General features: G+C 58.6%; 22 protein-coding genes. 9 read left to right on the forward strand and 13 right to left on the reverse strand.

Annotated features, from left to right (window positions below):
* Positions 1 to 56: 56 nt before the first annotated feature.
* The 6 genes from Enr8_RS04260 to Enr8_RS04285 all read left to right on the forward strand — a co-directional run bounded on the left by Enr8_RS04260 (position 57) and on the right by Enr8_RS04285 (position 7,578).
* Positions 57 to 602 (forward strand): DUF4416 family protein, encoded by a 546-nt coding sequence (locus tag Enr8_RS04260; protein WP_146429355.1) that lies wholly within the window; start codon positions 57 to 59, stop codon positions 600 to 602.
* A gap of 84 nt (positions 603 to 686) precedes the next feature.
* A complete protein-coding gene (locus Enr8_RS04265) occupies positions 687 to 1,850 on the forward strand; it encodes a glycosyltransferase family 4 protein (protein ID WP_146429356.1) in 1,164 nt (387 codons plus the stop codon).
* Positions 1,847 to 4,099, forward strand: coding sequence for an O-antigen ligase family protein (locus Enr8_RS04270; RefSeq protein ID WP_146429357.1), 2,253 nt, complete (start codon positions 1,847 to 1,849; stop codon positions 4,097 to 4,099). Before Enr8_RS04265 ends, Enr8_RS04270 begins: the two co-directional genes overlap by 4 nt.
* An 86-nt stretch (positions 4,100 to 4,185) precedes the next feature.
* Entirely contained in the window at positions 4,186 to 5,349 is a 1,164-nt protein-coding gene (locus tag Enr8_RS04275) for a DUF1573 domain-containing protein (RefSeq protein WP_186767424.1), read from the forward strand.
* 103 nt (positions 5,350 to 5,452) lie between these two features.
* Complete coding sequence (locus Enr8_RS04280) at positions 5,453 to 7,135, forward strand: multiheme c-type cytochrome (protein WP_146429359.1); 1,683 nt, start codon at positions 5,453 to 5,455, stop codon at positions 7,133 to 7,135.
* A 14-nt stretch (positions 7,136 to 7,149) separates the two neighbouring features.
* Entirely contained in the window at positions 7,150 to 7,578 is a 429-nt protein-coding gene (locus Enr8_RS04285) for a hypothetical protein (protein WP_186767425.1), read from the forward strand.
* Between the two features lie 249 nt (positions 7,579 to 7,827).
* Here the strand turns inward: Enr8_RS04285 and Enr8_RS04290 are convergent, their stop codons facing one another.
* The 4 genes from Enr8_RS04290 to Enr8_RS04305 form a co-directional block, all read right to left on the reverse strand.
* On the reverse strand, positions 7,828 to 8,325 hold the full coding sequence (locus Enr8_RS04290; RefSeq protein ID WP_146429360.1) for an FAD-dependent oxidoreductase: 498 nt from the start codon (positions 8,323 to 8,325) through the stop codon (positions 7,828 to 7,830).
* 261 nt (positions 8,326 to 8,586) lie between these two features.
* Positions 8,587 to 10,143 carry a TrkH family potassium uptake protein gene (locus Enr8_RS04295; RefSeq protein ID WP_146429361.1) on the reverse strand — a complete coding sequence of 519 codons (1,557 nt, stop codon included), beginning with the start codon at positions 10,141 to 10,143 and terminating at the stop codon, positions 8,587 to 8,589.
* A gap of 192 nt (positions 10,144 to 10,335) precedes the next feature.
* A complete protein-coding gene (locus tag Enr8_RS04300; RefSeq protein WP_146429362.1) occupies positions 10,336 to 12,510 on the reverse strand; it encodes a S9 family peptidase in 2,175 nt (724 codons plus the stop codon).
* Between the two features lie 134 nt (positions 12,511 to 12,644).
* Positions 12,645 to 13,661 carry an aldo/keto reductase gene (locus Enr8_RS04305; RefSeq protein WP_146429363.1) on the reverse strand — a complete coding sequence of 339 codons (1,017 nt, stop codon included), beginning with the start codon at positions 13,659 to 13,661 and terminating at the stop codon, positions 12,645 to 12,647.
* A 98-nt stretch (positions 13,662 to 13,759) separates the two neighbouring features.
* Here Enr8_RS04305 and Enr8_RS04310 point away from each other — a divergent pair, with 98 nt between their 5' ends.
* From Enr8_RS04310 to Enr8_RS04320, 3 genes are all read left to right on the forward strand, one after another.
* Positions 13,760 to 14,032: a hypothetical protein gene (locus tag Enr8_RS04310; RefSeq protein WP_146429364.1), complete on the forward strand. Its 273-nt coding sequence runs from the start codon at positions 13,760 to 13,762 to the stop codon at positions 14,030 to 14,032.
* Positions 14,033 to 14,155: 123 nt separating this feature from the next.
* Complete coding sequence (locus tag Enr8_RS26565) at positions 14,156 to 14,323, forward strand: type II toxin-antitoxin system RelE/ParE family toxin (RefSeq protein WP_146429975.1); 168 nt, start codon at positions 14,156 to 14,158, stop codon at positions 14,321 to 14,323.
* Positions 14,320 to 14,646, forward strand: coding sequence for a PF20097 family protein (locus tag Enr8_RS04320; protein ID WP_146429365.1), 327 nt, complete (start codon positions 14,320 to 14,322; stop codon positions 14,644 to 14,646). The genes Enr8_RS26565 and Enr8_RS04320 overlap by 4 nt, the downstream gene beginning before the upstream one ends.
* A 3-nt stretch (positions 14,647 to 14,649) precedes the next feature.
* Here Enr8_RS04320 and trmB read toward each other — a convergent pair whose 3' ends face one another.
* The 9 genes from trmB to Enr8_RS04360 all read right to left on the reverse strand — a co-directional run bounded on the left by trmB (position 14,650) and on the right by Enr8_RS04360 (position 22,793).
* The gene (trmB, locus tag Enr8_RS04325) at positions 14,650 to 15,294 is read right to left on the reverse strand and encodes a tRNA (guanosine(46)-N7)-methyltransferase TrmB (RefSeq protein WP_146429366.1); all 645 of its coding nucleotides are present in this window, start codon (positions 15,292 to 15,294) and stop codon (positions 14,650 to 14,652) included.
* A 29-nt stretch (positions 15,295 to 15,323) separates the two neighbouring features.
* Positions 15,324 to 15,818 (reverse strand): 3-hydroxyacyl-ACP dehydratase FabZ family protein, encoded by a 495-nt coding sequence (locus Enr8_RS04330; RefSeq protein ID WP_146429367.1) that lies wholly within the window; start codon positions 15,816 to 15,818, stop codon positions 15,324 to 15,326.
* A gap of 60 nt (positions 15,819 to 15,878) precedes the next feature.
* Positions 15,879 to 15,977, reverse strand: coding sequence for a 50S ribosomal protein bL37 (locus Enr8_RS26570; protein WP_369299122.1), 99 nt, complete (start codon positions 15,975 to 15,977; stop codon positions 15,879 to 15,881).
* Between the two features lie 113 nt (positions 15,978 to 16,090).
* Positions 16,091 to 18,970, reverse strand: coding sequence for an MMPL family transporter (locus Enr8_RS04335; RefSeq protein WP_146429368.1), 2,880 nt, complete (start codon positions 18,968 to 18,970; stop codon positions 16,091 to 16,093).
* Positions 18,971 to 19,097: 127 nt separating this feature from the next.
* Complete coding sequence (locus Enr8_RS04340; RefSeq protein ID WP_186767426.1) at positions 19,098 to 19,496, reverse strand: STAS domain-containing protein; 399 nt, start codon at positions 19,494 to 19,496, stop codon at positions 19,098 to 19,100.
* A gap of 188 nt (positions 19,497 to 19,684) precedes the next feature.
* Entirely contained in the window at positions 19,685 to 19,870 is a 186-nt protein-coding gene (locus tag Enr8_RS04345; RefSeq protein WP_146429370.1) for a hypothetical protein, read from the reverse strand.
* Positions 19,871 to 19,921: 51 nt separating this feature from the next.
* Positions 19,922 to 20,371 carry a cytochrome c nitrite reductase small subunit gene (gene nrfH, locus Enr8_RS04350; protein ID WP_146429371.1) on the reverse strand — a complete coding sequence of 150 codons (450 nt, stop codon included), beginning with the start codon at positions 20,369 to 20,371 and terminating at the stop codon, positions 19,922 to 19,924.
* 220 nt (positions 20,372 to 20,591) lie between these two features.
* Positions 20,592 to 21,428, reverse strand: a complete 837-nt coding sequence (locus tag Enr8_RS04355; protein ID WP_146429372.1) for a PAS domain-containing protein — start codon at positions 21,426 to 21,428, stop codon at positions 20,592 to 20,594.
* A 216-nt stretch (positions 21,429 to 21,644) separates the two neighbouring features.
* Complete coding sequence (locus Enr8_RS04360) at positions 21,645 to 22,793, reverse strand: iron-containing alcohol dehydrogenase (RefSeq protein ID WP_146429373.1); 1,149 nt, start codon at positions 22,791 to 22,793, stop codon at positions 21,645 to 21,647.
* Between the last annotated feature and the right edge of the window lie 32 nt (positions 22,794 to 22,825).

Genomic DNA, 22,825 nt, shown 5'->3' on the forward strand with positions numbered 1-22,825 from the left:
TAGACTAGAACTCAGCATCACCGCATCTCACTTCGATTTTCTTCCTCGCGAGACCGATGGGCGATCTCAAACCTCCCCGCCATGTACTGCGGATTGTCGCCGCGTTTAGCCGTCATGCTGAGACGCTCGAGTTCGGTAAGTCGCAGCTTGCGTCGCACTGGGGCCCCGTAGCGCTAGCAAGTCCCCACTTCGACCTGGTCGAAACCAACTACTACGACGCCGAGATGGGCGCGGGCCTAAAAAAGTGCTTTTGGGCGTTCGCCCAGTTGGCCGATAGTTCGACCTTGCCCGATTGGAAACGGCTTTCCAATGATCTGGAAGCCGATTGCCAGCGGCCGGGCGAGTGGCCCGAAAGCCGCCCGTTGAATCTTGACCCCGGCTACATCACCGAGGCGAAGCTGGTGTTGGCGACCACCAAGGATCGTAGTCATCGGCTTTATCTGCGTGATGGGATCTTTGCGGAAGTGACTCTGCAGTACCATCAGAAGCATTGGACCGGCTTCCCGTGGACCTATCCCGACTATCAGCGGGCCGATTTTCAGGCCTTTTTTGACGAATGTCGCGGTTATCTGCGGCAGCAGCTGCGTCAAAACCCTGCGTAAGCCGGGGGAGGTATAAGCGGCAGGCGATGCCAACTAAAATAGTAGCGAACTTGTCTTCTCGTCCCCTATTGATCGGTTTCGCGCGTGACATGGAACCCGCTCGTCGCCATTTCGCTGATCGCCGCCGCGGTCATTCCCAGTTTTCTGTTTTCGCTGGTGGCGACCGCCATTGTTCGGGCCAATGCGCGAAAATGGGGATTGGTCGACGAGCCGAACGAACGCAAGGTTCATGTGACGCCAACTCCCTTAGGAGGCGGAATCGGCATCTGGGCTGGCCTGGTGACGACGCTTGCGCTCGCGCAATTGACAGTGGGCCTGGTCGGCAGCATCGAATTTTCGGAAGGATCGCTGCCGCCGATGATCGCTTCGTTGGTCGAAATGGCGCAGGCGCACTTCGACGGCTTCCTTCACCAGTCGCTCAAGCTGTGGGCGCTGGTCGCCGGAGCATCGATCTTGATGATCCTGGGACTGATCGACGATCGGATTGGTTTGTCCTGGAGGATTCGCCTGGCGATGCAAATGGCGGTCGCAGCCGTATTTGTGATCGGCTTCGATTGGAAGCTCAGCTTCTACGTCAATATCGTCTGGCTGCAGTACGTCGTCTCGATACTCTGGATTGTGGCGATGATCAACTCGTTCAACATGCTCGATAATATGGATGGGTTGTCGGCCGGGGTGGCGACGATCGCCGCTTCGATCATGGCCGCGGTTTTGTTGATCGCGCCTGATCCAAGTACGGCTGGGCCGCAGTTGTTTACCGCCGGGTTCCTGCTGGTGCTGACGGGCTCGATGCTCGGATTCTTGTGGCACAACCGTCCGCCGGCCAAGATCTTTATGGGGGACGCCGGCAGTTACTTGATTGGCTTTTGTATCGCCATCATGACGATCATCGCCACGTTCGCCGGCTATGACGACAACTCGCGGCATGCGGTTCTCGCGCCGCTATGTATCCTGGCGGTGCCGCTGTTCGATCTGATTACGGTGTTAGGGATTCGAATTCGCGAAGGCCGCAGCCCGTTTCAGCCTGACAAGAGTCATGTATCGCATCGGCTGGTGGAGCTTGGTTTTACCAAGACGCAGGCCGTGCTGACGATTTACCTGATGACGGCGACCTGCGGCTTCGGGGCGGTGCTGCTGCATCGGGTCGATTGGATTGGCGCTGTGGTCGTGATGTTGATGGTATTTTGCGTGTTGGCGCTGATCGGCGTCATTGAATCGACCGCCCGTCGCTCTCGAAAAGATCCATGAAACGCCGCAAGTCGACGTCAACTCGTTCCAGCGACACTGCGCCGCTGGCTGCCGATAGCGGCTCTGTCGCGTCGGTCAAATATCCGTGGATATCGCTGCTGCTGTGCGGGTATGTCGCCTGGTTGACGGCGCTAACGCCGCTGATTGGCAGCGAAGGCCCGCCTGGCCGCGGCGTCGAGTTGCCTTGGGTGGCGATGTGGTTGTGGGGTTTGGCGCTCTGGGGCGTCAGCGGCATTCTCAACGGGCAGCTGACGATTTATTGGTCGAAGTGGGAGTCTTTGCTGCTGGGGCTGGTCGCGTGGCTAGCGATTGGCGTACCGATGGTCGCCGGCAGCGGTGAAGTTCGCCCGGCGATCAACCAGTTTTGGACCTATGCCGCTCTGGTTGTCGCTTACTTTCTGTATCGCCAGCTGTTTCGCTCCGACGTACGCAAGCGAGCGATCACGGCGGTCTTGGCCGCGACGGTAACCCTGTGTGCGACCTATGCGGTTTATCAATACCGTGTAGAAATCCCGCAGATGCAGGCCGACTATCAGGCGAATCCGGAAGAGGCCCGCCGCATCGCCGGAATTGTCGGCGACGCCGACGATCCACAGGTCAAGAACTTTGAGTCTCGGTTGATGAGCACCGAGCCTTCGTCAACGTTCACGCTGACCAATTCGTTGGCCGGTTTTCTGGCCGTCGGTTTGATCGTGACCGCCGGCATCGCGATCAGCCAGATGCGTGAGCGGGCTTTCTGGCAAGTCGCCGCTTTGGCGATCGTCGCATGCTTGTTGTGCGGCGCGCTCATCCTGACCAAGAGCCGCACCGCGGTCTTGGCGACGATCGTCGGTATAGGGATGTGGGGCCTCTTGGCGAGCAGTCTGCGACGGCATCTGCCTTGGAAATATCTGGTGGGCGGCGTGTTGTTGATGGTGTTGGCGGTCGGCGGCGGATTTACCAGCGGGCTATTGGACCGAGAGGTATTCACCGAGGCGCCCAAGTCGATTCTGTACCGGTTGCAGTATTGGCAAGGGGCGCTTGACGTAACGGTCGAACGCCCGTTGTTTGGGTGTGGGCTCGGCAACTTCCAATCGTTTTACCCGCGATACATGCCGGCGTCAGCCAGCGAAACAATTGCCGATCCGCATAACTTTTTGCTGGAGATCGCCGCTTCGGCAGGCGTGCCGGCAATTTTGTTGTTTCTTGGTTTTGTCGCCGTCTGGCTGATGCGTTTTCCGACCGGCGCCCAGGAGAGCGAAGATGCAATTGGCGAAGATCAGCCGCCGGAAGCGACCGAAACCCAGAGCGTGATCGCGATCTATGGCGGCGCGGCGGCGGCGATGTTGGTCGCGCCGATCGTTCGAGCGCTCATGCAGGAAGAGGCGCCGACCTGGGGGATTTGGCTCGGCGTGCCGTTGGCGGTGGTCGTGCTGGGGGCAACCTATCGCTGGGCGCAGCAGGGGAAATTCGATTGGCTGACGCTGCGGATCGCGGCGATCGTCTTGATGATCAACTTGTTGGCCGCCGGAGGCATCAGCTTTCCGTCGGTCGCGATCTGGCTATGGCTGATTTGGGGCCTCACATTTGGTGATGCCGACGACCGGACTTGGCGAAGCGATCGCTTTGCAATCCGGGCCGGGGCCGCAGGGGCGGCGGTTGTGCTGCTGTATGGGATGGCGTCGACGGCGCTCTTTCCGGTGTTGGCTTCTTATGGGCATTTCTACGACGCGATTGGGGCAAGTCTTCCGGCTCAGCAGCGACGCGAGGCGGAACTCGCTATGGACAAAGATCCTTACAGTGCCGAAGGCCCCCAACTGTTGGCCAATTCGTATCTACAGCATTGGAAGCAGCGACCCGATCCGCCGATCGTCGCTGGCGCCAAGCAAGCGGCCGAGGAAACGACGCGGCGTAGTCCGCGAAGTGCGACGCTGCAGAACTGGTTTGCCAACCAATACTGGGAACTCTACCAAAAGTACCAGGAGCCGGAGATTCTGGCGCTGGCGATTGAGCGGCAAGAGGCGGCCTGCCGTAACTTCCCCACTCGGGGGTATTTCCACGCCGAGCTTGCCCAAATGTACGCCGCCGCCGGACGAAAAGCGGACGCCGCGAAACAGGCGGCCGAGGCCCTCCGTTTGGACGGAATGCACGACCATAGCGAGCTGAAGTTCGAAAATCGCACGTTCAGCGACGGTCGCTCGGTTTTGGCGGCCACGCAAGAACTGGCCGATCCGCCGCCGGAAGAGAAAAATCAAGCTTCCGAGCCCTAATCGGGTTTGGCTCGGTTATCCTAGAAGAAGTCCTCGTCCTTTCGCCGATTCCGACGAAAACCTTCACGCCGCAGGAGATGAGTCCGATGCGACCGGCACTTGTTCTGATCGCCAGCTTGTTGCTGGGCGTCGCCATTGGCGCCGCTTCCACGATTCCCCAATGGACCGCCACCAACGATTTCGGCTCGATCAGCCATCCTGAGGTCAAGCGAGCCAGCTCGGCGGGTGAACCAATGCCCAAGGCGGTTGTCGTCGGTGACGCGATCTTTGAATTCGGCAAGATGAACGTCGACGCGACCGAGCGGCATACGTTCCAGATTCGCAATGACGGCGATGTGCCGCTGCAACTGGAAGAAGCCGGCACCACCTGCAAGTGTACGCTTAGCACGCTGGCCAAAAAGATGATCCCGCCCGGCGAGACGGTCGAAGTCGAATTGGAATGGCACCCGATCGCCTATGCCAACGAATTCACGCAAACCGCCACGCTGCGGACCAACGACCCGCGTCAACCCGAGTTGGAACTGAAGATCCATGGGGCCGTCGTCCGGGCGATCTACATGGAACCGAACGAAGTCAACTTCGGCCACGTGACCGCCGGAGACGAGCTTTCGGCCGCGGTGAAAGTCGTGTCGGTCGTCAGCGACGATTTCAAAGTGACCGGCGTCAAGATCACCGGCGACGAGACGGGGGAAGCGACCGCGAAGGTCGTTCCGCTAACCGCCGAAGAGTTAGAAGCGACCGAAGGTGGGCGCAGCGGCGACAAGGTCGAGATCTATCTTCCCAAGGGCCTACCGATCGGCGCGACCAAGATGCGGGCCGAGATTTCGACCAACGATCCGAAGACCACGATGCTGACGCTGCTGATCTCGGTACAGATCGGGGGCGACATTAACTTCATCTCGGCGGTCAAAATTGACCAAGACAAGAACGTCATGATGTTGGGGACCGTCTCGGGCGAAACCGGGAAAGAAGTGAAGGTCAATGTCTTGGTCAAAGGACCGCATCGCGACGAAACGGTTTTAAGCGTTGATAAGATCTTCCCTGATTTCCTACAGGTTGACCTCGGCGAACCGAAGAAGCTGAATCAGACCGCCGTCCTCTATCCGATGACTTTGAAGATTCCGCCCGGCACGGCGCCAGCATCGTATTTAGCTGGCAATACTGGGGAACTTGGAGAGATTCGCCTGGGTGTCAAGGGAAATCCACAAACCGAAGAAGTAAGCTTACGGCTCTATTTCGCGGTGGAGTAGAACGGGCAAATCCGGTAGAAGAGTGGGATTGTTGACCCATTTTCGCCGGGGCGAGAGGAAGCTCTGCACTAAACCTGCACCATTCGGCACGCAAGGCCAATCTATGTTGACGATCCCAGTCCGCACTCTCCCAGCGATTCTGGCGTTGGTTTCGCTCTCGCTTCCGTTGTTTATTGGATGCGAAAAGCCGCAGCCTTCACAACCTGGCGAACCGCCCAAGCCGAAAGGCACCGAAGAAAAGCCGCCGGCCGAAACTTCCCCGGCTGAAACCCCGTCGGCAATGGACAAGGGAACAACGCCTCCGCCGGCCTTGAACCCGCCATTGAATCAAACGCCGGCCGAGACCAAGACGCCGGCCGAGACGGAAACGACCGAAGCCGCCGACCCACCGCCGCTGCCGGCTCGCGAGTTGTTCGCCGGCTGGGAAAAGCCGCGGTTGGCTCTCTTTCTAACGGGCGAGCAACATGGCTACATCGAACCCTGTGGCTGTACCGGTCTCACAAATCAAAAGGGTGGTCTTAACCGCCGGTTCACGTTCCTCAATCAACTTCGGAAAGACAAAGGCTGGGATGTCGTGGCGCTGGACGCCGGCAACCAGGTTCGTCGTTTCGGTCGCCAGGCTGAGATCAAGTTCCAAACGACGGCCAATGCAATCAAGCAGATGGACTACGAGGTGATCACCTTCGGCCCCGATGACCTGCGGTTGTCGGTCGACGAAGTCTTTGTCGCCGTAGCGGACGAAGATCCGGAGAAGACCCGCTTTATGGCGGCCAATGCGAGTCTGCTAGGAGTCACGCCAAGCTATCGAATTATCGAGCAGGGCGGGTTGAAGATCGGCGTGACCGGCGTTTTTGGCGATCGCCGTCGCGACCAAGTCTCTAACAACGAAGTTGAATTCCAGGGGGCCGTGGAAGGCCTGGAAGCGGTTTGGCCCGAACTGGAAGCGGCAAAGTGCGATCTCTACGTCCTGCTGGCCAGTGCGTCGCTCGAAGAGAGCCGCGAGTATGCCCGTAAGTTCCCCGGCTTTCGCCTGATCGTGACCGCAGGCGGCGTCGGCGAGCCGACCTTGGAAATGGAAAAGATCGAAGGAACCGACGCCGAGATGGTGCAGGTCGGCGTGAAAGGAATGTTTGCCGGCGTGGTTGGTCTTTACGGCGATCAGGCGCAAGAGATGAAGTACGAACGGGTGCCGCTCGATTCGCGGTTCCCGGACTCCGATGAGATGATGCAATTGCTGGCCAACTACCAGCAACAGCTCGAGGCGCTTGGTTGGGACGGTCTCGGCATCAAACCGATCGAACATCCGACCGGGCGCGAATTTGTTGGCAGCAACAAGTGCGGCGAGTGCCACTCGACCGCATTTGAGATCTGGGAGAATACGCCTCACTCGCATGCGACGCAAACGCTGGTTCATCCGCCAGAGCGGTACGAAGTGGCTCGGCACTTCGATCCCGAGTGCATCGCCTGCCACGTGGTGGGTTGGAACCAGTCGCAGTACGTGCCGTACAAGTCAGGCTATCTCTCGCTCGAAGAAACTCCGCTGATGCAAGGAGTCGGCTGCGAGAACTGCCACGGACCTGGCGCCACGCACGTTGCGGCGGAAGAGGGAGAGCTGATGCTGTCGGACGAGGAAATTACCAAGCTCCGCCAAGACATGGTCTTGCCGCTGGACGCCGCTCGCCAAACCTGTATCAAGTGCCACGACATCGACAACAGCCCCGACTTCCACGTGAAGGGGGCGTTTGACGAGTATTGGGAACAGGTGGAGCACTACGGGAAGGATTAGCGACTATCACGCCGATGAATGACGTCCAAAAACCCAGTGTTGTCGTGATCGCCGGACCCAACGGGGCGGGAAACTCGACGCTGGCGCCCTTTCTGCTTCGAGACCACTTGGGTGTTTTGGAGTTCGTCAACGCGGATGTAATTGCTCACGGGTTATCCGCTTACGCGCCGGAAGCGGCGGCGTTTGAAGCAGGTCGAATTATGCTGACGCGGCTGCGAGAACTTGCCCAGCTGCGAAAATCATTTGCCCTAGAGACGAAGCTTGCCACGCGTAGCTACGCAAGACGATCGACCGAATGGAAGGCTGCGGGATTTGAAAACCATTTGGTTTTTTTGGGTTGCCCAATGAAGAGACGGCGGTCCAGCGCGTTGCCGCTAGGGTGGCTCGAGGCGGACACAATATTCCAGAACCGACGATCCGTCGTCGCTATCGAACTGGAGTAAAGAATCTCGTCAAATTGTATATGCCTATTGTCGATAATTGGGACATAATCGATGGAGTAAGCGTTGCGAACAACGCGATCGTGAGTGGGGGCCGAAACGGCAGAATCACCGTTCGAGACGATGCGACATGGAAAAAGATCCAAGAGATAGCGACGAGCTAAGCGGCAAGAGTGAAATCGCCAGAAAGATGGCGGACCGCAAAACGTGGCTTCGTCTGGCGCGCAAAGCTCAGATCGAAGCGATGAAGGCTCATATTCGAGATGGCGTTCCGTATGTCACCTGGCGCGATGACAAGGTCATCCACGAGATGACGTTGCCCCCGGATGCCGCCGATTTTGAGTAGATGGTGCGGTAGACGAAGACGCCGCGGCGCTTGACGCCGGGGACATTGGGAACGAACGGATACGAACCGGTCGCCATCACGACATGGTCGTATCGAATGACCGCTCCGCGGTCCGAGTAATCGGTCTTCGACTCGCGATCGATCCGATTGGCCCGGTCGCCAAGGTTCAGTTCGACGCCGTTCTCCTGGTACCAATCCATCCGCGCGATCATCAGCTTTTCGGCGTCGCGGTGGGCAAAAAACGAGGTCAGGCCAACGCGGTCGTACGCGGCGCGAGGTTCTTCGCAGAAGGTGACGATACGATACTGCCGAGCGGAGTCTAGCGCGATCATCTTTTCGACGAAACGATGACCGACCATACCGTTGCCGATGACGACGATGGTTTGCGGATCGTGAGAAATCATGACTCTGCTCATATCGAAAGAGGGGAGGAATGCCATTGCCGATCGCGATTGGCGAACTGGGCCACTTCCTGGAAAAGCAAGTCACGTGCCGCAATGATTCGATCGAATACGCACTCTGTTCGCCCATGCTAACCGCTTGTGGTAAAACGACTTGCGAGAGGGCGCACAAAGAATGGCCGCTGGTGAATTCGGAATGTTCAAGCGAAGTTGGCGATCCGATTTCGCGATTGCCGCGCTGTTGAGCAGCGCATTGCGGCTCGACTACGAGGCGGCGCGGCGCCACAATCCAGGCGTGAAGATCACCAGCAACGGGAAGATTTCGATCCGTCCCAGTAGCATCAACGCGGTGAAAACCAGCTTGCTGCCGATCGAAAAGCTGGAGAAGTTCTTTGACGGGCCGAGGGCGCCGAGGCCGGGGCCGACCCCATTGATACAGGCCGCCACTCCGGTAGCGCAGTCGAGCATCTTTACCGGTGGCGAATGGCCCGCTTCCAGCCAGGCGCTGTCGGGCTCCAGTAGCAGCAGCGTCATCCAGGCGATGATGAAGACGCAGCCGATCATGCCGAAGTAGATGAAGACCTCGTTGGTCAGTTCGTCGGCGTCGTCGACCGCCTTGCCGTTGAGCCGCATCGTCGTGACCAGGCGGGGGCGAAACGTGTGCAGGACGTAGTTGTAAAGCGACTTCCACAACACGACGTGGCGGATCACCTTCAAACTGCAACTGGTGCTGCCGGCGCACCCGCCAACAAACATCAGTACGAAGAGCATACCGCGGCTGAACTCGTTCCATTTATCAAAGTCGGCGGTTCCAAAACCGGTATTGGTTTGGACCGAGATGACGTTGAAATAACTAAGGCGAAACGCGGTGGCGATATCAGGAAAGTCGTGATGCCAAAGACCGGCCATCATCACGGCTAAAATGACGCCGAACAAGATGGCCAGGTAGCACCAGAGCTCGGTATTGACCCAGAGCCGCGTCCATTGCCCGAGCAGCACCGCATACAACAATGAAAAATTAACGCAGGAGATCATCATGAACGTGCCGATCGTCATCTCGATCGACACATTTTGAAAGTGGGCGACGCTAGAGTTGTAGGTCGAAAGTCCACCGGTGGCGATCGTGCCGAACGAATGGCACAAGGCGTCGAACAGCGTCATCCCTTCGATCATTAGCAGCGCGGTCAGAATGGCGTTCAGGCCGACGTAGATGCCAGCAAAGATCCAGGCGCTATGCTGCGATCGCGATGTGCCGACCTCTCCTTGGGGGCCGACTGATTCGGTCATCAGAAGCGCCTTGCCGGCCGATCCTTGTCCGAGCAGCGCCACAAACAGGACCATGATGCCCAGCCCGCCGACAAAATGGGTTTCGCTGCGCCAGAAGAGGAGGCACTTCGGCAGCATCGACTCGTCTTCGATGTCGTTCAGGATCGTCGCTCCGGCCCCAGTAAAACCGGACGCCGACTCAAACAGGTCGTCGACGATCAGCCGGGTCATCTGTTCCCGGCTTTCGGTTCCTTTGACGTGCCCCAAGATAAAAGGGAGGGCGCCGACGAAGGTAAAAATCAGCCAGCTGAGACCGACGATGGCGATCGCCTCACGTCGATATAGCTGGCCCTTCGCCTTGCGACCGGCCAGCATCAGCGCGCCGCCCAAGATGGCGGCGATGACCGACGACGACACGAGAGCAACAAAACCTCGCGTGTCGAACTGCTGACCATGCCCCAGCCAGGGAAAGGCCCAAGGGAGCGCAAACAGCATCGCCGACGCTAGTAGTAGCGTGACGACGCCGAGATATTTGCTGAGCAGCGGTAGATTCATCGCCGAAATCGTAGCGAGCGGGGAAGCCGGTTCGCAAGCTTATCTGCCTGTTGAAAAATGCCATCGTGGCATTTTTCAACCTCGCCAGGCTCAGAGCATAGCTCTTCGCGGCTCCCAAAATAACGACTTACGTCGTTATTTTGGGAGCGCATCCGTGCGATCACGCAGTCCGTCGAGAAAATCAACGGACTGTTATTCTTGAAGCGCCGCTTCCACGCCAGGGATGTCGGCTGCGCCAGCAGGGATTTCGAGCTTGGCGCCGACAAACGCATCGCCAATCGGCTCGAAACGACCACCCAGGTTTTCGGCCAGGAAGGCTTCGGTGACTGCGTTAAAGGCGAAGCGATTTTCCGGTTTCGCGAAACCATGCCCTTCTTCGGGGAACAGTACGTAAGTGACCGGAATTTTCTTCTCTTCCATCGCTTTGACGATCTGGTCGGCTTCGGCCTGTTTGACGCGGGGGTCGTTGGCGCCTTGGCCGATCAACAGCGGCTTGGTGATCTTGTCGACGAAGTTGAGCGGCGAACGTTCGTTGAGGAACTTGATGCCTTCTTCGGTCTCGTGATCGCCCACTTTGTCTTTCATGACCGGCATAAAAGGCATCCAGTAGGGCGGAACGTTGTTGAGCAGCGTGACCAAGCTCGACGGGCCGACGATGTCGACGCCGCAGCAGAATTTCTCTGGGGTGAAGGTCAGGCCAACCAGCGTCGCATAGCCGCCGTAGCTGCCGCCCATGATGGCGACCTTGTCGGGGTCGGCGATACCTTCGGCGATCGCCCAGTCGACGGCGTCCAGCAAGTCGTCATGCATCTTGCCGGCCCACTCTTTGTTGGCGGCGTTGAGAAAATCCTTGCCAAAACCGGTTGAACCCCGGTAGTTGACGCTGAGCACCGCATAGCCGCGATTGGCCAGCAATTGGTGCATTGGGTTGAAGCCCCAATTGTCGCGAGCCCACGGGCCGCCGTGCACGTCCAGCACCAACGGCAGCGGTTGCGAAGGCTTCAGGCCGCCGTCGGGATTCGAGCCTTTCGGCAGCGACAAATAGCTGACCAGCTTGAGACCGTCGCGGGCGTCGATCACGACCGGGTGCATCTTCACCAACGGCAATTCGGCCAACTCGGGTTGGCTGGAGAAGAGAAACTCCGCCTTCTTCTCTTCACCACGATGGTAGAGGTAGAAATCGATCGGGCCGTCATCGCGAATATAGGCGACAGTCCAGAGGTCGTCTTTCAAGGTGCGGCTGGTGACCTGGATTTCACCGTCCTGTTGTTCCTTCAGGAACGCCAGATCGGCTTCCAGCGACTTGTCGAGGATATCCCATTCTTGCCGCTCGTAGTTGAACGCAACCGCTTGGATCGTCTTCTCGGTCGGGTGCGTCAGCACGCCCGAGATATCGGCCTTGTCGTTTTCGGCAATCAGTTTCTCTTCGCCGGTCTTCAGGTCGAGCGACTTGAGGGCGGCCGTGTTGCGTTCGCGGCTGTCAAATAAATAGGCGACGTCGCCGCTCTTGTCGAAGCCAGCGATCCCGGTCGTCATGGCGTCGGCCGCGTCGATTTTCAGGAACTCTTTCCAGTCTTGCTTGCCGTCGGTTTCGGTCGGCGTCAGGTACAACTGTCCGGCGTCGGGCGTGTAGGTCATCGCGAAGCGAACTTTGTAGTTGTCGTCGGTCAGGAACCCGGCGAAACCAGGGTTTTCTTGTAGCAGCTCTTTTTCGCCCGTCTCGACGTTCAGACGATAGATATCATGCAACTGTGGATTGCGATCGTTCAGGCCGACCAGAATTTCGTTGGGGAACAGGTCGCTGACGTTGTCGATCTCGGCGCGGATGTTCTCCAGCGGCGTCAGGTCTTTGATTTCATCGGTCGACAGGTTGACGGCGTAGACGTGGAAGTTTTCGTCCCCGTCTTTGTCTTGCGTATAGAGGACGTGGTTGTTGGTGTACGACCAGCTAAAGCTGCGAATGCCGCGATGGGTGTCTTTGGTGATCGGCTTGGCGTCTTTGCCCAGCGACTGAGTCGAGCCGACCCAGACGTTAAGCACGCCGTCGACCGGCGCCAGGTAAGCGAGCTTCGTTCCGTCAGGGCTCAAGCGGGCTCGGGCTTTTTCGGGGTTGCCAAAAAACTTGCGGCGAGGAATCAACGGCACGGCGCTCATATCAAAAGCTTCCTTGTCTGTCGCGGTCGTTTCGGGCTTCATCTCTGGTTTTCCTTCCGCCGGTTTCGCTTCTTCGCCGAGCGAGACTTCCGGCGTGCTGACGTTGTTCGCCGGAGCGGTCGTCTTTTCGGGGGCTGGAGTACAGCCAGCTAGCCAGGCGAGCGCCGCCACGCCAAAAGCGAGCGAACAGAGATGCCGTTGCAGAGCGATCATGATGAGTTCCCTTCCGTGACGTCTTAGCCGCCTAAGCTGGCGGCGCGTTCAATTTTACCCAATCAGCAGCGCCTATCAGGATAAGGGATCGCAAGCGGCACGCCAACGGAGGGAACGACTTTCTATGGATGGGGCTATTTTTTACCAACCTGCACTGCAGCGCCCATGTTGGCGAGGCCAGGCCCGTGGTAGGTTTTCCCCAAAGGCAAGATCATCGGCTCTTCATACGGCCGATGGGGGAGCATCGAGGCGATTTCGTGCAATTGCTCGAGCGTTTCCGGCGGTAGCGGACCAAGCTTGGCCCCGGTGACGCTCGTTTCGAGTTGCTCGCGCGTTTTGGCGCCGATCAACGCGGTTGAAATGTTCGGGTTGCTCAGGACAAAACGGAGGCAGAGTTCAGGAAGATCGAAGCCGGTTTCCTCCAGGAACGTATAGAGCCGTAGCAATTGTTCACGGCGGCGGCGACTCATCCAGCGGGGGCGCTCGAGCACTTCCTTGTCAAAGCGGCGACCTAAAAAGCCTTGTCCCAAGGCTGAGCCGATGATGACTCCCATTCCTTGTTCTTTGGCGGCTGGCAACAACTCTTCTTCCGCCTCGCGAAACAGCAAGTTGTAGTTGAAAGCCGTCAGCAAGACGTCAAACAGGCCCGTTCGCACGAGTGACGTCATCTCGGTGACGGTCGTGCCGGCCAGCCCGATCGCTTTGACCTGGCCTGAGTCTTTTAGCTCTTGCAGATAATCGAGCACCGGCCCGGCAAGCGGTTGGTAGCCGCTCCACCACGGGTATTGTTGAGGGCGATCGGGCTCATGGACTAGCAGGATATCGATTTGCTCGCGACCGAGTAGACGCCGGCTTTCGGCCAACGATTGTTTCATGTGGTCGATGTTCTGCGGATCAAACGGGTGCGGTCGGCCGCCGAACTTGGTGGAGACGATAAATGGTTTGCCTGCCGCTTGCAGCGCGGCCCCCAGCACGCGTTCGCTGTCGGCGTAGGCGGGCGCGGTATCGCAGTAGTTGATCCCCAGGTCCGAGGCGGCGGCCAACAGTTGGGCCGTTTCGGCCTCGCCGCCAGCCAGCGAAGAGGTAAAGAGTCCGCCCAGCGAAAGCTCGCTGACTTCGAGTCCGGTACGTCCGAGGGGGCGCATTTGCATGGTGGGGCTAACCTGGAAAGACGATTCGGCGAAACAAGCCGTTTAGCATAGAATAGTAAGAGCCGAATTACCAATTCACCCGTTTGGATCGTGGCGCTATGGATCTACCTTTAAGCGAAAAAGCGGAATCGCTCATTCAAAAACATCTGGCCAGCGGCAAGTTCGCCACGCCAGAGCAGGTGGTTGAGCAGGCGCTGGCGATATTGGATCAGCAGGCGGCGGAATGGGCGGCGACGAAGGCCAAGATAGAGAAAGGGGGCGACGATATCCAAGCTGGTCGCTACGACGAGATTGCGACCCAAGAGGACGAAGAGCGACTGACGCAAGAGATTTTAGCAAGTCTCCGCCAGGGAAGCTTGCTGGAGCGTTAAATGTCCTACCGCATCACCGCTTCCGCCAAGGCGGACCTGCGCGAGATTGTGGAATACGTCGGCGATAAGTCGGAAGGCGGCGTACGTCGTCTACTTGGTCGATTTTACGACCGGTTTTGAGTTCTGGCGTCTCATCCGCTGGTCGGTCAAAGTGTCGAAGGCACGGCCGACTGGAGGCTAAGCGTGGTGGGTGTCTATGTGATTTATTACCGCTCGGCTGGTCCTCATGTCGAAATCCTCCGCATTCTCCATGGTAACCGCGACATTGCAGCTCTATTGCGACAATCATGACCGATCCGATCGACAATCTGAATGGCGAGAACCCATTTGCGTCTCCCAATCGCGACAAGCCGGATCGGCCCCAGCGCGATTGTCCCGACTGCGCGGCGCCGATGGAGTACGGGATGGTCACCTCCTACGCGCCGATTAAATGGCGGATTCTCGATCGGTCGATGCTCGAGCGGATCTTGGCCGGCGGCGACGAACCGGTGGTAGGCTCCGATTTTGCTCTGCGGCTCGGGCCGTTTCGCAGCGATAGCTTTCGCTGTCGGCTCTGCGGGATGGTGATCATCGCGCCACGCGATGTGCAGTCTGAGGATCCGCCGAAGAAGTAGCGCCTATTGCGGTTTGCGAAACTGGCTGCGGAAGACGTCCAGTTCGTTCTTGCGCATTCGGCGCTCGAAGTGGGTGCGATAGTCGAGATCATGCTCGGCCGGGCGTTCTTCGACGTCGATCGGGCCTGCCAGCTTCGTGTGAGCATGCAGCAGTTCGACCGTCATGTCGAAATACTCTTCAACGTCGGTCCAGAAGTGGAGCGTGCCGCCGGCGGCCAGCACTCGCTCGATCTGTTGCGAGAACGTTTCGTTCATCACGCGGCGGCGATGATGACGCTTCTTCCACCATGGATCGGGGAAGTAAACATGGATTGCTACGGCCGACGCATCGGGGAAGACTTCCGGAAAGATCTTCTGTCCGTCGCCATGCACCATGACCGCGTTGGTACGGCCTTCTTTGCCCAAGCGATACCCGGCGTACTCCGAGTACTTGTAGGCGATCTCGATGCCGAGAAAATCGTGCGCGGGATTGACGCCGGAGGCGGTTCGCATGAACAGCCCTTTGCCGCAGCCGACCTCGATTTCGAGCGGGGCGGCGCGGCCGAACAGCGATTCGGGATCCCAGGGGCGCGGCAGTTTTTCCGCCGTTAGGAAGTTGCGACTATAGTCGACGCTGGGATTGAGTTTGGGAAGCGCTTTACGGCCCATAACGTACGTTTGACAGAGCTAAAGGCCGATTACAGATTGGCGGGAAGAGGAACGCCGCGGATCTCTCCCTCGCAGACCAGACGCTCGTCGATGAAGGCCTGGAAGCGGCAGACGATGATTCGCCCGGCGCGACCCTTGGTCTTCTGGAGCACGATCACGAGGCGGTTGCCCGGTTGGACGATGCCGCGAAACTTGACCTGGTCGAGACCGCCAAAGCCCAGCTTGTAGTCTCCCATCAGATTATGACGAGTGACGTACCACGAGCTGACCTGGGCGGCCGCTTCGCACATCAAGACGCCAGGCATCAGCGGCATGCCGGGCATGTGCCCACGGACCCAGAACTCATCTTCTGCTAGGTCTTTGTACCCGACGCAGATGTCTTTCTCGGTGTCTTCATAGACGATCGCCGTCAACTGCTCCATTTCGAAGCGTTGCGGGTTCAGTTCGCGGATCGCTTCGAGATCAGCGATCACGTTGTTGCAGTCGATCGTCGCGGGATCGAGGATGTAGTCTTCGCGCGGCACGGCGCCACACTCCTCCGCAGGCGGTCAGCGAAACGAAAAATTCACGATGGAGGGAAGAGACTAGGTCTTGATCGAGCGGCGTTTGGCTTTGCGGGCCTTGGCGTTCGCCGGACGACGACCATGATTGGCTTTCTTCAGCTTGCGGTGCGGTTTCGCCATTTCTATATTCCTATTGCAGCGTAGTGATTACGGCTAGGTAGTTACGAATCCATGATTTTAACGCGCCGGCCCCCGAGGGGAAAGGACCGTTTGGAAGACCCCCAAGTGGCGGGTTAGGGAGAGCGGCGGACCGGCACGATCAGCGATTTGTCCGAGCTCACAACGCCGCTGGCCCCGCTTTTTGGCGATTCTTCCGGATCGGTCCCAGAGAAGGGCTCGCTCTGACGAGTCTCCTGCGAGACGACCGCCTCTTTGCCGATGGGATCAAAAATCCCGGGACGAATACGTTTACGCGTCGCCTCCGGCTTTGGTTTGCGGGGCGGCTCTTCTATTTTCCGATTGCCGGTGATCGTTGACAGGAACGCCGGCAGCAAGATTAGCGACGTGAACAGGCAGCAGGTCACGCCGATCGTCAGCACGCGTCCCAGGCTCTGCAGACCTTGGTGATCGGCCAGCATGAGCGAGCCGAAGCCGATCATCGTCGTCAGCGAGGTGATCAGCACGGCGGTCGCGGTCGATGCCGAGATACGATATCGCCGACCGGACTGGCAGCGGAAGTCGTGCAGTACGTGCACGCCGTCGTCGATGCCGATCCCCAGGATCAACGGCAACACGATCATGTTGGCCGGGTTCAGCGGGATATCCATAAAGCCTTGAATGCCAAACAGCATCGCACTGCCAAAGCCGACCGGCGTCAGCGCCAGCAGCGAGTGCCGCAGGCTGCGGAAGTCGAGGATCAGCACCATCAGCACAGCCAACAGCGAGTAGATCGCCGCGTGGATGTAGCTCTTTTGCATCTGCCGTGAGGCGTAGTAGGTTTGCAGCGGCTGCCCAGTCACTTGGGCGTCGACTGACTGCACTTCTTCGACAAAATCGGCCAGCGACTCCATGTCCCAGATATCGCCGTTGGGATAAATCCGCAGCAGGTATTGATTGTTCTTGCCGACGAATCGCGTCACCAGCGCTTCGGGAAAGTCGTCGACATTGGGCGTCGTCGGATCAGAGACCGCGTACAGCGAATGCATTTGCGTCAGCATCTCGCCGGCCGAACGTTGTTGCAGCGAACGCATGATCGCCTCGTAATGCGCTTGCGGCATCGTCCGCAATAGCTCTCGCGCCTGGGAGATTCGCCGGCGGGCCTGCATCGCAGTCGCGTCGTCGGCCGGAAGCAGTTGCTGCGATTGGGCGAGGACCTGCGCCAATTGTGGCGCCGGGGCGATCGGCAAGGTTGGCGGATATTCTGGCAAGTTGGTCAGGCGATTGCGAATTCGCAGAATCTGTGCCGAGCGCGACTCGTCGTCCGGCGGCAGCAGCGAGGCGATCTCCTCCACATGGTCGACGTGCGACAGTTTCTCGAACGTCTCTTTCCGCGCGATCAACTCTTGTCGACTGCTGGCGATCGAAAGGGCGAACCAGACGCTGCGGTCGGTTTCTTCCAGCAGCTTCTTTTCCCACTCGACGCTTTCCAGGTCTTGAGCCTGCAGGTTGAGCAGGTTGTGGTCATAGTAGAGCTTCGATGCGCCGGTCGCCAGGAAGAGGCAAAAGACCAGCGATCCCAGCAGCGTCGCCCTGGGCGCCTGCATCATGGGAGCGATCCAGCCGTCAATTCGCAGCGGATGCGGCATCAGGTAGCGGTTGCGACTGCGATCGCCGAGCACGATCATCGCCGGCAGTAGCGTGAACGCGCCAACCAGGCAGACCAGGATGCCGCCGCCGGCGATCACGCCCAATTCGGCGACGCCGGTGAATTCGGTCAGTGCGGCGGTGAAAAATGCGATCGATGTGGTGGCCGCGCCGGTCACAATCCCGGGGCCAACGCTGCGGGACGTTTCGATCAACGCTTCGCCGCTGTCGCCGATTTTCTCCCGCAGTTGCAGGTACTTGGCGACGTAATGAATGCCAAAGTCAATCCCCAGGCCGATCAGGATCACGCCGAACGAGACGCTGAGGATATTCAGGTGGCCGATCGAGACGGTGACGAAGCCAAAGCTCCAGGCCAAACCGACAATCAACGTGCCGACCGCCAGCAGCGGATGACGCAAGCCTCCAAAACCAGCGATGAACAGAACGGCGACGCCGACCAGGCTCAGGACGCTCGACAGGATCATGTCCTTCTGGCTTCCTTCCATCTCGTCATTTTCCATCACCGGCAGACCGGTCAGACCGATCCTTACCTCGGGATGGTCGTCTTGCACGTTGCGGATGATCCCGCGTAGCCGTCGAATCGCTTCGCCGCCTTGCGAGAAGCTTGATTCGTTTTTGACCAGACGCAACAGGACGAAACCCATGCGTCCTTCGTTGGCGGTGAAGTATTCGGAGTCGAGTTGGCTCATCACCGAGAGTGACTCATTCGGCTCGTCCCAGATCGAAGCGTCGTCGCCATCTTCGCGCAGGGCGTGGAGCAAACCGTCGGCCAGGCGATTCATCTCGGCGGCGGCGGCCTGTTTTTGTTGGGGAGAGTCGATCAGCAAACGCTGATTGGCGCCCCAGAGCAAGCGATCAAACGAGATCGCCTCCCAGTTGCCGTTTAAGACTGGCTCGAGCCCAACCAGCTTGCCTTCCATCTCGGCCAACTCATCGGGCGGTACGTAGTGAAGCGCTTTGGCTCGCACGTTGGCCAGACCGCGCTCATGCAAGACCGCGTAAAACGATTCGCGATTGGCCGAGAGGCGGCTGTAGAGCGCCTCCAGAACAGGCGAGACGTCGTCTTTGTCGTCTCCTTCGACGACGACCACGACATCATCGTCGGCGCCAAACTGCTCCAGGTACTCAAGCCACAACTGGTTGTAGTTGCTGTTGGGATTGATTAGATCAAGCCGGCTTGTTTTGAAGCCGAGCGACTTGGCTGTGCCTAGAACCGACACGGCGGCCAGCAGCAGCCCTAAGACGATGACCGTAACCGGATTGCGAATGACGAGACGCGTCAACTCGGCCAGCGGGATCGCCAGCATCGAGCGGTCGGCAGCGGTCTCGTCGGGCGATCCGGACGCCATGCTAAAACTCTTGGGGCTCTATTTTCGGCAGATTGGGAATCGGCGCGACCATAGAGCGCCAGCGGGGGATTCTAGTGAGACCGCGCTTAAGGGGAAAGAGCGAACCTCCGCTGATGCTAGCAGTTGGCTACGATTTGAGGCCGAACCAATTGCTGAGTGACGGGCTGTTGAAGGCCTCGATCGCCCCTTTTTCATCCTTTTGGATGTCCAGAACTTTGTTCAGCTTCATCAGCTGGAAAATCTCATTGATCTTGGCGCCAACGCCGCACAGTTTCAATTTGACCTTCGCCTCTTTGCACTTTTTCGACAGCCCGAGCAGCTTGCCGATCATCGCCGACGACATGTATTCGACGCCGCGGAAGTTAAGCAGCAGTTTCTTGGCCGTGACCGCCTCAAGAACCAAGCGGTCAAACTCGACCCCGATTCGATCGATCGCCGCTTCGTCCAAAATCGAGGACTGCTGGAAGTCGGCGACGACCACTTCGCTGTTGTCACGGACGCGTAGAAAGCTGTACTTGAAACTCATTGTGCGGTCCTCCGTGCTAAACGCATCGGTGATTTCAGATATTCCTAGTATCTTCGCAAAACCTCCCCTTGGGTAGGGGAAAACTTGATCCTTAGTAAACATGGACTCTCGCGGGGGAGTCCGCCAGCGAAATCTACGCTTCGCGGGGTAGAAAGCCGAGAAGTCGGCGCCATGGGGGGGATCGGTCGTCACTTCATCGACCTCGACCCGTCGCGCACAAACGGGACGCGGGCTTCCTGTTTGCGTTCAATGATGCTGACCAACGTGGCGGTCACGGCGAACGTCACGCCGGCAACGACCAAGGCCAGAAAGCACAAGCACAAGAAACGTCCGCCGGTCGAAGGGGAGGAGTCGCTGGCTGGTTTTCCGCTCATGGCTGTCTCATCGATGGCTAAAGTTGGTTCGCTAGGGTATCTACATTCCGTTTAGCGCAACGCATGCCCGACACTAGGGTGACAATGGACGCACGACATTGTCTCGAATTTCGAGCTGGTCGGTTCCATCGAATGAACGAAGTCGGCGTGGCTGTGCTGACAGGCATGCTGCGCAACGAGGGCGTTGCGCGGCCTGATTTGAATCGGTTCGTGAAAGTCATCCATCGTGAAGGCCAATGAATGAAAGAAGCCGTTGTCAGCTTTGGTGACCCATTTGCCCACAAAGTCGTGCGGCAAGTGACAGTCATTGCAGACGGCGACATCCTTGTGGCTCGACTTCTCCCACGAGTCCATATGCCCCTGCATCACATGGCAGTTGGCGCAGGTCTGCGGATCGTTGCTGAGATAACTCCAACCTTTGCCATAGCCAAAGGTGAATGCGCCTAGAACCGCTGGCCATTCCGAGAAGGATGGCGAGCACGGCGGAGATAATGCCGAAATAGGTCGCCGCCTTGCGACGTTTGCGTCGTCGAGTTGTGCTGGTCGGCTTCGCCATGTCGGTCGGTTCCCACTCCGTTAGAGAACTTTTCTGACGGGGGGATTGTAAGGGAAGTCGCGTCTGTAGGCGAATATAAATTTGAAGTACGCAAAAAAAGAGCGACGCCCGTTTTGCCTCGGACGCCGCTCAGAGCCTCTCGCAGCTGTTGTGTTGTTTCTGCGACTACAGTTTCGTCAGTTGTCCGCTTAGATGAACGAGATCTTCGGCAGTCGCCTTCATGCCGGTGATGATGGTCGATTGCTCTTCGATCGCCGCGCCGACGTAGTTTTGCTGGGAGTCGAAGACCGGATGCACCATCAGTTCGATCGTTTCGGGGCCCAGCGGGAACTGCGTTTTCACCGGCAGGTTGTTCGGGTCAGCCAGCAGACGGCGCTGATGGAATTGATCGATCTCGGCGCCAACAATTTGATCGACGGAAATCGGCAGCAGGCCGCGCAGCTTCGTCAGCGTCTCGCGGGATGATCGGTTGATGTAGAGAATGACCAGGTCGCGATCCGCGAACATGACGTTCAGCGGGATATTGTCGAGCATGTAAGCCGCTTGATCTGTCGATTGTTTATCGCCTACCAGCTGCGTGATGTCGTTCAAGATAGCGACGATTTTCGTCGGCCGCCCATCGGCGCCCAGGAGAGGATTGTAGACGCCTTGTAAATGGAGAGGGCGACCGTGCTTGGTGATGTATGGGAATTGTTCCTCGACCGCCTGGCCCAGGCGAAGCGATTCCCAGCAGCGGGCGAAATTCGGCGAATCGGCCTGTTCGGAATCGAGCAGGAAGCGATGGTTCCGTCCTTCGATTTCGCCGAGTCGATATCCAGCCAAGTGCAGTAATTTTTCGTTGGCGGAGAGGATCGTCCCTTCAAGCGAGAATTCGACAATCGTGGTCGAGCGACGCACCGCATCGGAGAAACCGCGGGGCTCGTGATATTCGGAATTGGAGAGGGGCGTTTCGGTCTCCGATCGCGTCGACGAAAACCAACGAGATGCGATTATTCCCAACATTTCATTCCATTTTTTAGATCACTGCAGCAGAGAGAGGGGGGCTACGGGATGCAATCCGTTTGACGTGACAGGACGCACGGAGATATATGGAACCCAAATGCCAGTAAGGCGATGAGCGTCTGCGGAATTCTGGCCAATTTGCACGACTTCGCGGTTCGTGTGCGAAGAAATGCGCACGACCCTTAGAGAGCCGTCGAGTCGTACCGAATATTCCGGTTAGAGGGCCGCGTCGTAGAGCGACTTCAGCGAATTCGCGTCAACTTCACGGGGATTAAAGCTGCCGGTCCATTGTTTGGCGGCATCAACGCCCAGTTGCGTTGTGCTGTCTGGCGTGACCCCTAGCGACGTCAGGTCGGTCGCCAAGTCAGCCTCTGCGACTAGTTGCTTCACAAAGTCGGCGAGAGCCGCCGGATTGTCCCCGCTGGGGAAACCGTCAATCGGAACGTCGACTTGCAGCAGTTCGCGATACCAGTCGCCGACCTTTTCGGCATTGAAGCGAATCACGTGCGGCAACATGACCGCGACCGCCTGGCCGTGGACGACGCCAAAGGTCGAGGTGAGCGGATTGGCCAAGGCGTGCGCCGCGCCGAGCATCGAGTTCTCGATCGCCAGTCCCGCAAAGCAGGCGCCCAATTGCATTCCGCCCCGCGCTTCCAGGTTGGTCGGATCTTTCAGTACGGTCGAAAAGTTGCTGGCCAGCATCCGCCAGGCGCCACGACTAAACGCCAGCGAGCAACTGTTGCGTTTGCGGGTGACGAACGTTTCGAGCGCGTGGGCGATCGCGTCGATGCCGGTAAGCGCCGTGACGCGCTGCGGCTGGGTAACGGTTAACTCCGGGTCGAGCAGCGCCACTTTGCAGCTTGCTTTGGGATCGCCACACGCCATCTTTACATGCGTCTCAGCGTCGGAGATCAGGGCGAACGATTGCGTTTCGCTGCCGGTCCCGGCGGTGGTCGGCACGGCGATCATCGGCAACATCGCGCTGTGCGCCTTGCCGACGCCCCAGTAGTCTCTCATCTGCCCGCCATTGGTGAGCAGGAAATTGATCCCCTTGGCGCAGTCCATCGCGCTGCCGCCGCCGAGCCCAACGATCAGCTGGACGTCGTTCGCCTTGGCGACGGCGATGCCGGCGTCAACATTGGCGGTCGTCGGGTTCTCTTGCACGCCGTCAAATAGGATCGATTCGACGCCGGCCGCGGCAAGCGAATCGATACCTTTCTGGCTGTGGCCGGCTTTGATGACGCCGGGGTCGCTGACGATCAAAACGCGCTTGGCGCCTAGCTCAACCGCCAGATCGCCCAGTTGGTTGACGACGCCGGGGCCGAAGACGATGCGGGTACGAGGTTGAAAATCAAACGGGATCATTTGGGCCTAGTCCGTTCCAGCTTTGTACGATG

The organism is Blastopirellula retiformator (assembly GCF_007859755.1).
GTDB lineage: Bacteria > Planctomycetota > Planctomycetia > Pirellulales > Pirellulaceae > Blastopirellula > Blastopirellula retiformator.